Here is a 13,297-nt window from a genome sequence, read left to right as displayed (position 1 = left end):
GCCACACTGGGAGCCTAGCGCCAGCATCTCTGGCTACCATCTATTCCTGCCGATAAGATCCCACACTCCAGAGCTGGACCTATGGAAGCGCCTCTCAGGCAATCGCAAAGATGGATCGACATACGAAAAAAGCCCCCGCCGTAGCGGAGGCTTATAACATACTGGCTCCTCGGGTAGGGCTCGAACCTACAACAGCGCGGTTAACAGCCGCGTGCTCTACCATTGAGCTACCGAGGAATTTGGTGCTCGTGGGCACGAGAAGAAACTATAGCTTGCCTGCCCACTCATTGCAAGCCTCGATGAAAACTTTTTTTGACCTGAAGGTCATTAGTCTTCCATGTAGTCCTTTAGCTTGGCAGAACGACCTGGATGACGCAGCTTGGCCAGGGTCTTGGACTCGATCTGGCGGATACGCTCGCGGGTGACGCCAAACTCGCGGCCTACCTCTTCCAGGGTCCGAGGATGGCCGTCTTCCAAGCCAAAACGCAGCTTGATGACTTTGCGCTCGCGGTCTGCCAGGCCGTCCAGCACTTGTTCCAGCTGCTCGCGCAGCATGGAATCGCTGGCTGCCTCAGGAGGAGCCACAGCGCCGGAGTCTTCGATGAAGTCTCCTAGCTGTGAATCCTCTTCCTCGCCAATGGGGGTTTCAAGGGAGACGGGCTCCTGGCTGATCTTTTGGATCTCGCGCACGCGGTCGGCAGAAAGGCCCATCTCTGCGCCGATCTCCTCAGGAGTAGGATCGCGGCCCAGGTCTTGCAGCAGGGTGCGCTGAATGCGCACCAGCTTGTTGATGGTTTCTACCATGTGCACCGGGATGCGGATGGTACGGGCCTGGTCTGCGATGGCGCGGGTGATAGCCTGACGAATCCACCAGGTGGCATAGGTGGAAAACTTGAAGCCCTTGGTGTAGTCGAACTTCTCGACGGCGCGGATAAGGCCCAGATTGCCCTCTTGAATGAGGTCCAAGAAGAGCATGCCGCGGCCAACATAGCGCTTGGCGATAGAGACCACCAGGCGCAGGTTGGCGCTGATGAGCTGCTGCTTGGCTTCAAGGCCCATCTGCTCGATACGAGAGAGGCGCCTTTGCTCGGCACGAGTAAGGTCGATCTCGCCAGCATGGAAGGCCTCGAGCTTCTCGGTAGCCTCTGTGCCAGCTTCGATCTTCATGGCCAGGTGCACCTCGTCGGCAGCGGAGAGCAAGTCTACCTTGCCAATCTCTTTGAGGTACATGCGCACAGGGTCACCGGTGAGCATGACGGTGGAAGAATCGGTACGGCGCTTCTTGGAACGGCGCTTGCGCTTGGGGGCACGGGGCTCGCGCAGGGTTACTTTGACATCGTCATCGTCTAAAGGCACATCATCGTCGTCCTCAGAGACATTGTCGATGTCAGAGCTGATCTCCTCGTCGTCTAAGTCGTCCTCTTCTTCGACGGCGACAGCAACGCCCGCAGGAGCCTCTGCCTCGCTGACAATATCTATGCCGTCGTTTCTTAGGGCATCATAGAGGTCGCTAAGCTCATCATCATCCACATCGATGGCCGAGAGCGCCACTTGGATGTCGTCCTCAGAGATGGACCCGCCATTTTTCTTAGAGGCTTTAACAAGCGACGAGCGTACACCTTCGACCTCGTCAGACAAAGCTACGGTCTTTTTAGATTTCTTGGTAGCCAAAAAGTCTCCCTTCAATGTGCATACTGCCCAATATCATACCCTGCTCGACTAGTCATTTGAATGGGACCATTGGGATTTAAAGGGTTATATGCGCTAAGTGCACAAAAGACAATAATCTGGGCTATGAGCCCATTATGTGACGATGAAGCCTGGAAAGCTCGCAGGCCTCAGGACTTCCCTAAGAGTATTTTGAGACAAGGGACGCCTGGAGCTGGTTGACACGCTCTTGGAGCTGTGTGGCTTCCTGAAGCAATGCGGCGGCATTCTCTCCCTGCCCGGCACCGTCCAGCTTGGCGCGGATGGCGCGAATGCGTCGCTTGCTGGAGAAGAGATCGAGGTTATCCAGCAAGAACTGGGCTTTTTGCTCCCTGGATCCCGACGAAAGCGCATCAAGCGAGCCTCCAGCCAAAAGGGTGCGAGCAGCAGGCTCTACAGCTTCAGCGGCTCGGGCAGCCTCTCTGGGGGTGGTTCCCACAGGGGTTGCCAGCAGTGCCCACGCCATGGCTTCATGGCGGGGATCAGTCCAAAAGAACCCTGCGATGCGCTCGGCGGACTCCCTAAAGGCATCGGGGCTCTCGGCCATAAGGCATAAAAGCTCGCGCTCCATCTTGATTTGCATGCGCTCGTCAGCCGTCAAGGTCTGGGTTTGCAAGGGAGCAGGAGCCTCATAGGCAGTCGGCTCAGATACCGGGGTTGGCTTGGCCACATACGTGGGCTCAGTCGAGCGAGTGGACGGACGATCTGGATCTTCTATGGGGGCTGCCTTAATGCGTCGTAGGGTCTCCTCCGAAGAAGTACCCAGCGCATCGGCCACGCGGCGAGCGTAACCCTCGATAAGGATCGAGTCTTTGAGCGGCGCCAATAGCGACGCCAGCTCATCCATTGCCCTCACACGTGCACCAGGAGACATCGAAGCGGCTTCGGCCAGATGCTTGTCCATCACAAAGTCAATGAGCGGACGCGCCTCTGCCAGGCGCTGTCGCAGCGCATCTGCGCCTTGGGACGCCACGTACTCTGCCGGGTCCTGATTGTTGGGCAGCACTACCGAGAGCAGCTCTGCCGAGGTTTTGTCTAGGAAGCGCACGGTCTTCTCGGCAGCGCGTTGTCCCGCCTCATCGCCATCGAGCATGATGACGATGGAGTGGGGCTTGAGGCGCGAGAGCAACTTGATGTGTTCGCCTGTAAGCGCAGTGCCAAGCACGGCGCACACATTGGTTATGCCGGCGGCATGGAGTGAGATGGCGTCGGTATAGCCCTCTACCACGATAGCTTGGCCAGTCTCTTGAATAGCCTCCTTGGCGCGGTCGAAGGCGAAGAGATTGCGCGACTTATGCCACACCAGCGAATCTTTTGAATTTATGTACTTGGGCTTTGCGTTGTCCATCACGCGACCGCCCAGGCCGATGGTGCGCCCGGAGCCGTCATGGATGGGAAAGATTACCCGCTCATAGAGTCGATCGGCCAGGCCAGAACCCCGAGGCACCGCCACGTCTGCAGCCAGCATCTCGTCGCGGGTGAAGCCCTGGGAGAACAGAGTGTTCACCAGTTGATTGCGCCCTGGAGCATACCCGAGCCCCCAGGAGCGGCAAAGTGAAGAGGAAAAGCCGCGCTGGGACAGATAGGAACGAGCGGCATCGGGCCCGGGACCAGCGGTGCGCAGCAGCTGCTGAGTGTAGAACTTCTCAGCTGCAGCCAAGCAATCCATCAGGCGCGCCCTGGAGGGGCCTGTGGGAGCCGAAGTCTCATGGAGCTCGATGCCTGCTCGATCTGCCAGATACTGCATGGCCTCATAAAATGTGAGATTCTCTCTCTTCTTGATGTAGTCGAAGACGTCGCCGCCCTCTCCGCAGCCAAAGCAGTACCAAAAGCCAGTGTCAGCCCGTACGTGGAACGAGGGGGATTTCTCATGATGAAAGGGGCAGCACCCCCAAAAATCGCCACTCCCCCGCTCGCGCAGCTGCACGGTCTCTCCCACCAACGAGACAAAATCGATGGCGTCGCGTATCTGCTCGCGCTCTTCATCGGAGATCATGGCGCCTCCCTGCCAGGTCGTGGTGATCTGTGCGCCCCGCCTTAGCGCACAGGCGAGATAAGCTTTAAAGGACCCTCTCCATAGCGTTCGCGCACCTGGTCCATGTTAGTGCGCACAGTGGCCACAAGCTCTTCAAAGGAGTCGAAAGGCCGAGAAGGACGCAGCCTCTCATAGAGCACTATGGCCATTGAGTCCCCATAGATATCTTGGGAGAAGCCCAAGAGTGTGGCTTCTAGAAACCCTTGAGAGCTCTGGAGGCCCTGGCTTTTAAAGGTGGGAGGCTCTCCCACATTGATGGCGGCCGGCCAGGCAGAGCCGTCCAATACGCCAAAGCCCGCAAAGACCCCTGAAGCAGGAAGTGCCATGCCCGGCGCACACATGAGGTTTGCCGTAGGAAATCCAAAGGAGGCTCCCTGGCCGCGCCCACGTATGACGGTGCCTCGTACAAAGGGACGACGTCCCAAAAGCCGGGACGCCTCTAGGGTCTCCCCCGAGACAATCTCTTGGCGAATGCGCGTAGCACTCACAGGTGCGCCCTCCAATGATAGCAAGGGTTGTGCCAACAGGCGGAACCCCCGAGCCTTCCCCAAAGAGGAAAGATAGGGCACCGTCCCTTTGCCCTGGGCGCCGAGGGCAAAGCCCTCCCCCACGCAGATGAGACAGGGAGAGAGCCCGTCGCCAAATACGGCGCGGTCCAAGAACTCCTCGGGACTCAGGGTGGCAAGCTTCTGCGTGAACGTACACACTCTCAGCTCTTGGGGACCCAAGGTCCAAAGCTGCAGAAAGCGATCCTGGGCGAGCAGCAGCTGAGGCTCAGGAGCGCCTAGCACCACTGAAGGGTCTGGATCAAAAGTCAAAATGACCAAGGGCACGCCCAGCTCCCGAGCCTGGCGAGCCCCCTGTCTTATGAGGTCTTGATGGCCTCGATGCACGCCATCAAACGCACCGATAACCAGCACGCAGCGCTCACGGGGATCTATCTGGCCATAGCGCCATCCCCACTGGCAAGGCTCTGGAGCAGGAAGCATGCAGTCGAGTCCCAGACTTCGCACCAAGGCATCCCTAGGACTTCCGAGCGCTTCCATACCGCACCCCCTCGACTCCTCGCACCAAATTAGTGGCACAGGCCAGTTGGCTTCCGCGTACCTCCCACACGCCATAAAGCTGCCCTTGGCGCACTAAACATACGTGATCTCCTTGGCTAAGCGGCTCAGGACCTCGCGCCAAACGCTTACCCTGAGCAGCCGCCACCTGCTCTTGGGCGGAAAGCTCGCGCACCGGAAGCCCCAATGCCGCCACTGGATCGATCATGGCATCGCGCACTGCCTGGACGCCGCCGGCTTGGAGCTCCTCCAAACTTAAGCATAGATCCTGGTTGATAGATCCCGAAGCCACCCTTCTAAGCCCGCATATGTGAGCATGGCAGCCAATGTCTTCTCCCAGATCTCGTGCAATGGAGCGAATATAGCAGCCCTTGGATACCTCCAAAAATACGCGCCAGGTGACGATGGCGTCGTAGGAGGCAACCGATAAAAGCTCCGCCCTTAAGATGGAGACTTTCCTAGGGGCAAGCATTACTTCTTCGCCCTGACGAGCTAGATCATAGGCTCGCTTTCCTGCCACAGAAATTGCGCTATAGGCTGGAGGCACTTGATCGACGTCGCCAGGAAGAGATCCGACCAAGGTGGAGGCTGCCTCATGGTCTGCCAGAGCAGAGGGCACTGGAGCTATGGCCACGGGCGCGCCTTCAGCGTCGTCGGTGGTGGTACGGCACCCAAAGCGGATGGAAGCCTCGTAGGCCTTGGTCTCCAGAGTAAGGAGCCCTAACAGCTTGGTGGCTTGACCTACGCCCAACACCAATACTCCCGATGCATCAGGATCCAGCGTTCCCGCATGGCCCACCGCACGCTCGCTTAGTGCCCTGCGGGCCACGCCCACCACGTCGTGGCTGGTCATCCCACAAGGCTTGTCCACAGCAAACAGAGCGTTTACAGCGCTTGGACGGCGCTTCATGAAGCGGCCTCATTCTTTGAGGAGCTCTTGGCCACCAAAGCGCGCAATAACGGGAATACCCGAGCAAAGACATCGTCCACTGTGCCTTCTACCGAGAATCCTGCGGCCGCCTTATGGCCGCCGCCTCCCATGGCCCTGGCAATACCCGAGACGTCCAGATCGCCCTTTGCGCGAAGATTGCCGCGCACGATGCCGGGGGTGCTGCCTTCTTTGAGGAAGAGGGCCACCTCGCTGCCACGCACAGAACGCACCACGTCGATTAGACCGTCGCATTCGTCATCTTTGGCGCCCGTGCGCTCCAGATCGCGCCGAGTGGCATAGCTATAGGCGATGCGACCATGGTCTAGCGTCACAATGCGGCCCATGACTATGGATTCCAAATGCAAATACGGCAGACGGAAGCTTTGGTAGACATGGAGGGAGATCTCACTGGGATCGGCTCCTGAATCTACCAGTAACGAAGCGATTTTAAAGGCTTCGGGATTGGCGTTTTGGTACATGAACCGGCCAGTGTCGGTCTGGATGGCACAGAAGAGATCCGTAGCGATCTCCGAGGTGATGGGAGTTCCTAAGAACAGGGCGTATTCCGCCACCACCACACCGGTGGCTGCCGCATCTGTGCGCTCTATATGAGGTTCGCCAAAAGAGCCGTCAGCAGGATGGTGATCTACCACTGCCACGGTAGCCGAGCGCTCCATAATGGGCCTGGCCGCCGCCAGACGAGAAGCGCACGGCAAGTCTAGCGCGATGAAGAGGTCTGGATCTTCTTCATACTGGCTGGGGCGCACGAAGCTCTTTGCCTCTGGTAGAAACTCGTATGTCGCAGGAATGGCTGCTTCGTCTGCCAAAAGACATACCACGTCTTTGTCCTCATCAAAGGCCTCGCGAATGATGGCGCCCATGGCCAACACCGAGCCAAGGGCATCGCCATCGGGACGAGTATGGGCACAGAGCACTATCTTTTGAGCTCCCTCGATCATACGGGTGAGCAGCTCAAAAGCTTCTAATTGTTTGACATGGCTAGGGTTGCCGGTGATACGCATGGACACAAAATCCTTTAGTAAGTGGTCGAGCTAGTCACAGAGTCTAGGACAAGTGGACGCATCTTTTAAGACTCTTTTGGTTCCTGTACCAAAGGCTCGCTGGCAACAGGATAGCCGTTCTCGTCTTTTTCTTGAGACAGCGTGGGCGGCACGTTTTCCAACGCACGGCTAATGCGGTCTGCCTCGTCAGTAGACTCATCGATGGCAAAGGCGATCTCTGGGGTCACACGCCATCCCAAAGCACGTCCCAAAAGGCTGCGAATGCGGCCCTTTGCCCGGGTTAGCGCCTGCAGCACTTCCTCATAGCGATCCGCATCACAGGAGACGTAGGCTTTGAGGAAGCTCTTATCGATAGAGACTTCGCAGCCGGTGAGCGTCACGAATTGAAGCGCAGGATCGCTCACATCAAACATCAGGATATAGGCCAGCTTTTCACGAGCCTGCTCATTGATGCGTCGAGAGTTTTTGTTTTGCTTCATAGGTCCTTCTTCTGAAAAAGAAGGGCGCCCGACAGGCGGGCGCCCCCTAGATTTGTGTGGTGCCACCTAAGAGGCGAGCTACTCGGTGCGGGCCACCTGAACGATCTTGTAACCCTCAATGAGGTCGCCGGGGTGAATGTCCTGATAGTTTTCCAGGCCAATGCCACATTCATACCCACTCTTCACGCTCTTGACGTCGTCTTTATAGCGGCGTAAGGAAGCGATCTTGCCATCGTAGATGACGATGCCGTTGCGGGTCAGGCGCACTGAGTCATCACGGGATATCTCGCCCTCGGTGACCATACAGCCGGCAGCGATGCCCACCTTGGGAACCTTGAAGGTGTCGCGCACCTCGGCCACACCGGTCTGGACCTCTTCCTCAGTGGGCTGGAGCATGCCAATACGAGCGGCATCGATGTCCTCGATGGCCTTGTAGATGACCTGATAGCACTTGATCTGCACGTTGTCGCGCTCTGCGGCAGTGCGGGCTTTGGCCTCAGGACGCACGCCAAAGCCGATGATGATGGCATTGGAAGCGTCTGCCAGGATGACGTCGGTCTCGGAGATGGCACCTACTGCGCTGTGGATGATGTTGATGCGCACCTCGGATTGATCCATCTTGCCCAGGGCGTCGGAGAGGGCCTCGATAGAACCTTGCACGTCTGCCTTGACCACCAGGTTGAGTTCCTTGACCTCAGCGTCCTGCATGGTGTCAAAGAGGTTCTCCAGGGTGATGTGCTTGACCTTGTTCTGTTCCTCGATGCGGGCTTTGAGGGCGCGAGACTCAGCCAGGTCGCGGGCATCGCGCTCGTCTTGGAAGACGCGGAACTCGTCGCCGGCGGCAGGGACTGAGGAAAGGCCCAGGATCTCGACAGGGTCAGAGGGACCTGCAACCTCAACGGGATTGCCGTGCTGGTCGAGCATGGCGCGCACGCGGCCATAGCTCATACCCGCCACCAGCGAGTCGCCCACGTGGAGGGTACCGCGGTTTACCAGCAGGGTGGCTACCGAGCCGCGACCGCGGTCCAGCTTGGCCTCGAGCACATAGCCAGAGGCGAAGGTGTTGGGGTTGGCCTTAAGCTCGAGCACATCTGCCTGAAGCAGGATCGTCTCGAGCAGCTCGTCGATACCGATGCCCTTCTTGGCAGAGATATTGACGAACATGTTCTCACCGCCCCACTCCTCGGGTATGACGCCATACTCGGTGAGTTCTTGACGCACGCGGTCAGGGTTGGCGTCGTCGCGATCGATCTTGTTGACCGCCACCACGATGGGCACGCCGGCCGCCTTGGCATGGTTGATGGACTCGATGGTCTGGGGCATCACGCCGTCGTCTGCAGCCACAACAAGAACAACGATGTCGGTGACCTTGGCGCCACGAGCACGCATGGCGGTGAAGGTCTCGTGGCCAGGGGTATCGACAAAGGTAATGATGCGGCCGTTGATCTTTACCTGAGAAGCACCGATGTGCTGGGTGATGCCACCGGCCTCGCCTGCTGCCACACCGGTATGACGGATGGCGTCCAAAGTGGAAGTCTTGCCATGGTCGACATGACCCATGACGGTAACCACTGGAGGACGGCTTACCAGGTCTTTGGGATCATCATAGAAGGTGAAGGAGTTCTCCTCCTCCTTGGTCATGACCTTGACCTTGCGGCCCAGGTCGTCGGCAATGAGCTCGATGAGGTCGTCAGACATGGTCTGGGTCATGGTCAAAGACACGCCCAGAAGGAAGAGGCGCTTGACGATGTCGTTGGCGGGGATCTCCAGAAGGTCTGCCACCTCGGCCACGGTAGAGCCCTGGGGCACCTTCACCACATCGAGCTTGGTGATGTCTTGGTCGTTGGCCAAAGCCTCTTGAATGGCCTGCTTCTTAGCGGCCTCCTCGGCCTGCTTCTGACGATGTTCCTTGCGCTTCTTGCGACGACCGGTGGACTCCCGGTTCGCTTCCTCTACCGAGGCTCGAGCATCTTCCAAGATACGCTCGCGGTTGTATTCCTCTTGGGATCGAGTGCTGCGATCAAAACGATCCTCGTCGGGATTGTCGTGACGATGCTTCTTGTTGTTGCGGCGGTTGGAAGCAGCGGCAGCCTTCTCGGGCGAAGGAGCCATGTCGGCAGGCATAGGACGAGATGCGGTGGCGGCGCCGCGGGCTTCTCGGCCAGCGTTTTTATTGGGGCGGCCACGGCGCTCGCCGGAATTGTCGCGCTGCTTGGCCTTCTCGGCTTTCTCGGCTTTTTTGGCTTCCTTAGCCTCTTTGGCAGCCTCTTTCTGCTGCTTGAGCACCTCTTCTTGCTGAGCGATCTGCTCGAGCAGGCTGGTGAATTTTGGCATGGAAGTGGGAGCGGTGTCCTTAACGCGGTTCTTCTCTTCCTCGGCTTTGCGGGCGGCCTCCTCGGCAGCACGGCGCTCTTCCTCGGCTTTGCGGGCGGCCTCCTCGGCAGCACGGCGAGCCTCTTCCTCGGCGCGCTCCTTGGCACGGCGCTCCTCAGCGGCACGGCGCTCCGCTTCCTCGGCGGCGCGGCGCGCCTCCTCTTCCTCTTTGCGGGCGGCCTCCTCGGCTTCTTGGGCGCGGCGGATCTCTTCTTCGCGAGCTTTGAGCACGGGAGCCAGCTTTTTGCGCACCATGGAGACGTAGGCGTCTTCCAGGGCAGAGGAGGCAGACTTTGCCGGGATCTTCATGTCGCGGAGATGCTCAAGCATCTCTTTGCTGGGAATGCCAAACTCTTTCGCAAGTTCGCTTACACGGGTTTTTGCCATGCAATCAACCTTCCTTAGGCGTGTTGAGAATTACGGGCCTTAAGAAGGCCGATCAGATGAGAGAAACGGTGTTGTCGGAGTCGTCCATGCCCAAAGGCATCTCGGGCTCAGCATCGACTAAGTCGGGAACCTCATTGGCCTTCTGCTGGAATTTGGCAATGAGGCTCTGGGCCAGGCTCTCGTTTTTGATGTCTATGTGGTAGCCGGTGAGACGAGCTGCCAGACGGGCGTTTTGACCCTTCTTGCCAATGGCCAAAGAAAGCTGGTCGTCGGGCACAATGACGGTGGCGTAGGTGCGCTCAGGGTCGGGATCTACGATGACACGGGAGACGCGCGCAGGAGAGAGGGCGTTGGCCACGCGCTGAGCAGGGTCGTCGCTCCAGCGCACCACGTCAACGCGCTCGCCACGGAGTTCTGCCACCACGTTGCGCACGCGAGTGCCCTTGGGGCCCACGCAGGCGCCCACCGGATCCAGATGATCGTCCAGGGTGCTCACTGCAATCTTGGAACGACGGCCAGGCTCGCGGGCTATGGAGTCGATCTCCACTACGCCATCATAGATCTCAGGCACCTCAAGCTCGAAGAGGCGGCGCAAAAGGTCAGGATGGTTGCGAGACACCACAATGGAGGGACGAGACATCTCGCCACGGACCGATTGCATACGGGTCTGAGGATCGCGCACCTGGATAATCAAGGCCTTGATGCGCTGACCTACCTGGTAGTGCTCGTTGGCCGGGCTCTCATTGAGCTCGTCGGGGCGCGCCTCGTCATGACCCTCGACACCGCGGAAGTGAGGCAGCTCAGCCTCGATGCCCTCGCGGATCTTGATGATGGTGAAGTCAGGCACCGATTGGATGACCGTACCGGTGATGATATCGCCGATACGCTGGGAGAACTCCTCGTATATGAGCTGACGGGCAGCGTTGCGGCTGATGGCTGCAATCTCGCTCTTGGCATGAAGGGCGGCAATGCGGCTGATGCCAGGGTCGTCTACCGCCACCTCTTCAAACTCATCATACTCGCCGGTCTCGGGGTTTTCCTCCCCCACTGGCTCCAGGCGATAGAGGAAAAATTTGCCAGAGGTACGGTCGATGGTGACCTTGGCGCCATAGGGGAACTTCTGCGGATCCAGCTCGCTATAGCTTTTGGCCAGCGACTGCTCCAGGCGGTCCAGAAGATAAAGCTCGTCGATGTGTCGCTCATGGCAGAGGGCCATGAGGGCCTCCATCATTTCGTTGTTGTGTTCAGATCCTTTGGTCTGTGCCATGTGGCCAACATCCTTTCTTAGCTGCGTTTATCGTCTGCGCGGGCTTTCTGTTGCCGAGAGACCCGCGCCTCGAAGGTCGAAACTGACTGATGGTTGCCTGACCGGTTAGAAGCGGGGCTTGATGTGGGCCGACTGCACTTCGCCCAGAGGCAAATGCTCTTGGACGCCATCGCACTCCAAGAGGATCTGCCCGTCTTCGAAACCTGCCAGCTCGCCGGTGAAGTTACGGCGCCCCTCATGGCCTCGAAGCTTCACTTGAACGGTCTCACCCACATAGCGCTGGAAGTCTTGAGATCTGCGCAGGGGCCTGTCGAGACCCGGACTGGACACTTCCAAAATATAAGAGCCGGGGAAGGGATCCTCTGCCTCGATAATCTTGTCGATCCAGGCGTTTTGGGCTGCCACGTCCTCCAAAGTGATGGGATCTTTAGCAGGATCGAGCCAGTCAATTCGCACACGGACTATGGATGCCTTTGCAGAACCTGAGACCTCCACATCTACAATATCGATGCCATGAGATGGGGCAGAAGCTTCTAAAGCCTCGATAAGGCGATCTCTAATCTCGCTGGTCTTGGCCATAGCCTTCCCCCTTTCGTTTCCAAAAAGAAGGAAGCGGGGCGAAAAATCGCTCCCACTTCCTCGTTTGAACATCATATGAACACAGTCAGTATGCCAGCCTTAACTTAACGCGTCAAGGGACAGACGCTTTAGGATACTGGCTGCACAGGACCCACACGGCTCCCAAGCCTAGCTGACAGTAGTCTGCACCTCATAGGCAGGCACATCGGTTTGGGGATCCGAGAAGCTCACCAACCTTCCCTCGTCATCAAAGGTCATTGTGACGTAATGGGTGTCCGATGAGGTAACCCCTGCGTACTCAGTGCCAAACCGCGACCAGTCCCAGTTCACATGCACCTCTGCGGTAGCCGAGAGCCCGTCGTCTGCCATCTCCACCGCCATGGAGGAGATGGATCGCTGGAGGCTTTGGATCTTCTCGTCGATGTCTTGATGCTTGCCGCCGCCCTTCACCAGGCCATACCACACCTCATGAGCAGACTTTCCGTAGTAAGGAGAGCTGGGTGACAACAGGGGTATTAGCTTGGCCCCAATGGCATCTCCCGAAGGGTCGGTGTTGTAGACGATGGAGATGATCTGCTCAGCGGTGTCTTTGGCCAAGTTGCTCTTGGGTGAGGTGATGGTCACCTTGACAAGGCCACCCACCTTTAATTGAGTGCCCGCTGCAGGTTCCTGGGAGACCACGGTGTTCATAGCCTGGCCGTCCTTGGGCTTGGCAGGCTCGAACTGCCCTACCAAGCCAGCTTTTTGCAGAGCGTCCATAGCCTCGTCTTTTGACATCTTGGAAAGATCTGGCACTACCGGGGTCTTTGCCACCGTAAGCTCGCAGACCATGTCGTTGGGAACTTCAACTCCTGCCACCAAAGATGTGGACAGCACCGTGCCATCTGCCTCGTCGCTCGGCTCATAGACGCTCTCATGGGCGATGCCAAGGTCATCCAGGGCAGCGATGGCATCGGTCTCTGTCTGCCCTACCAAATCGGGCATGGTACGAGCCTTGGCTACCGTGAGCGTAATGAGGTCGCCTTTCTCGGCTTTCGCGCCCGCAGGGGGATCTTGGGCAGTCACCAGGCCAGAGTGGGAGGTGGGATCGGCCGCCTCGACTACTTTGACCGAGTAACCAGCTTCTTCGAGTTTGTCTTGGGCGCGCTCAACGCGCCAGCCCACCACGTCAGGCAGACCGCTATTGAGATCGATAAAGCGAGTCACCACAAAATAGAGACCCACGCAAAAGAGCGCAACTAACAGAAAGGCGATGATGGACCGTCCAATATAGCGCGGACGGTCCTTCTTGTTACCTTTGCCCACGCCTGAGAGCCCTTCCACAGATAGGCGCGAGTGTTGAGCAGCCGCCGCATGCCCCCCGCGACCGGGGCTCAAATTGGCGCCGCAGGCAGGACAACGGGCAGGAAGGAGCCCTTCGCCTAGATCAGTGTCGCAATGAGGGCATTTCATA

General features: G+C 58.4%; 10 protein-coding genes and 1 tRNA gene. All 11 read right to left on the bottom strand.

Annotated features, from left to right (window positions below; all coding sequences use genetic code 11):
* Positions 1–162: 162 nt before the first annotated feature.
* A tRNA-Asn gene (locus tag OR601_RS03905) sits at positions 163–237 on the bottom strand.
* A gap of 90 nt (positions 238–327) precedes the next feature.
* Positions 328–1,671 (bottom strand): RNA polymerase sigma factor RpoD, encoded by a 1,344-nt coding sequence (gene rpoD / locus OR601_RS03900; RefSeq protein ID WP_265592275.1) that lies wholly within the window; start codon positions 1,669–1,671, stop codon positions 328–330.
* Positions 1,672–1,849: 178 nt separating this feature from the next.
* The gene (gene dnaG / locus OR601_RS03895; RefSeq protein ID WP_265592274.1) at positions 1,850–3,703 is read right to left on the bottom strand and encodes a DNA primase; all 1,854 of its coding nucleotides are present in this window, start codon (positions 3,701–3,703) and stop codon (positions 1,850–1,852) included.
* A gap of 41 nt (positions 3,704–3,744) precedes the next feature.
* On the bottom strand, positions 3,745–4,788 hold the full coding sequence (gene ribF / locus OR601_RS03890; protein ID WP_265592273.1) for a bifunctional riboflavin kinase/FMN adenylyltransferase: 1,044 nt from the start codon (positions 4,786–4,788) through the stop codon (positions 3,745–3,747).
* A complete protein-coding gene (gene truB / locus OR601_RS03885) occupies positions 4,766–5,716 on the bottom strand; it encodes a tRNA pseudouridine(55) synthase TruB (protein WP_265592272.1) in 951 nt (316 codons plus the stop codon). Before truB ends, ribF begins: the two co-directional genes overlap by 23 nt.
* Positions 5,713–6,759: a DHH family phosphoesterase gene (locus tag OR601_RS03880; protein ID WP_265592271.1), complete on the bottom strand. Its 1,047-nt coding sequence runs from the start codon at positions 6,757–6,759 to the stop codon at positions 5,713–5,715. Before OR601_RS03880 ends, truB begins: the two co-directional genes overlap by 4 nt.
* Positions 6,760–6,824: 65 nt before the next feature.
* The gene (rbfA, locus tag OR601_RS03875; RefSeq protein ID WP_136012832.1) at positions 6,825–7,238 is read right to left on the bottom strand and encodes a 30S ribosome-binding factor RbfA; all 414 of its coding nucleotides are present in this window, start codon (positions 7,236–7,238) and stop codon (positions 6,825–6,827) included.
* A 78-nt stretch (positions 7,239–7,316) separates the two neighbouring features.
* Complete coding sequence (gene infB, locus OR601_RS03870; RefSeq protein ID WP_265592270.1) at positions 7,317–9,998, bottom strand: translation initiation factor IF-2; 2,682 nt, start codon at positions 9,996–9,998, stop codon at positions 7,317–7,319.
* Positions 9,999–10,050: 52 nt separating this feature from the next.
* Positions 10,051–11,265, bottom strand: coding sequence for a transcription termination factor NusA (gene nusA, locus OR601_RS03865; RefSeq protein ID WP_265592269.1), 1,215 nt, complete (start codon positions 11,263–11,265; stop codon positions 10,051–10,053).
* A gap of 105 nt (positions 11,266–11,370) precedes the next feature.
* On the bottom strand, positions 11,371–11,844 hold the full coding sequence (locus OR601_RS03860; protein ID WP_265592268.1) for a ribosome maturation factor RimP: 474 nt from the start codon (positions 11,842–11,844) through the stop codon (positions 11,371–11,373).
* 168 nt (positions 11,845–12,012) lie between these two features.
* The gene (locus tag OR601_RS03855) at positions 12,013–13,296 is read right to left on the bottom strand and encodes a PASTA domain-containing protein (RefSeq protein ID WP_265592267.1); all 1,284 of its coding nucleotides are present in this window, start codon (positions 13,294–13,296) and stop codon (positions 12,013–12,015) included.
* Position 13,297 lies beyond the last annotated feature (1 nt).

The sequence above is a fragment of the Leptogranulimonas caecicola genome (genome assembly GCF_023168405.1).
GTDB lineage: Bacteria > Actinomycetota > Coriobacteriia > Coriobacteriales > Atopobiaceae > Leptogranulimonas > Leptogranulimonas caecicola.
The sequence above is the reverse complement of the archived record's forward strand: the minus strand, read 5'-3'. Positions and strand labels throughout refer to the sequence as shown.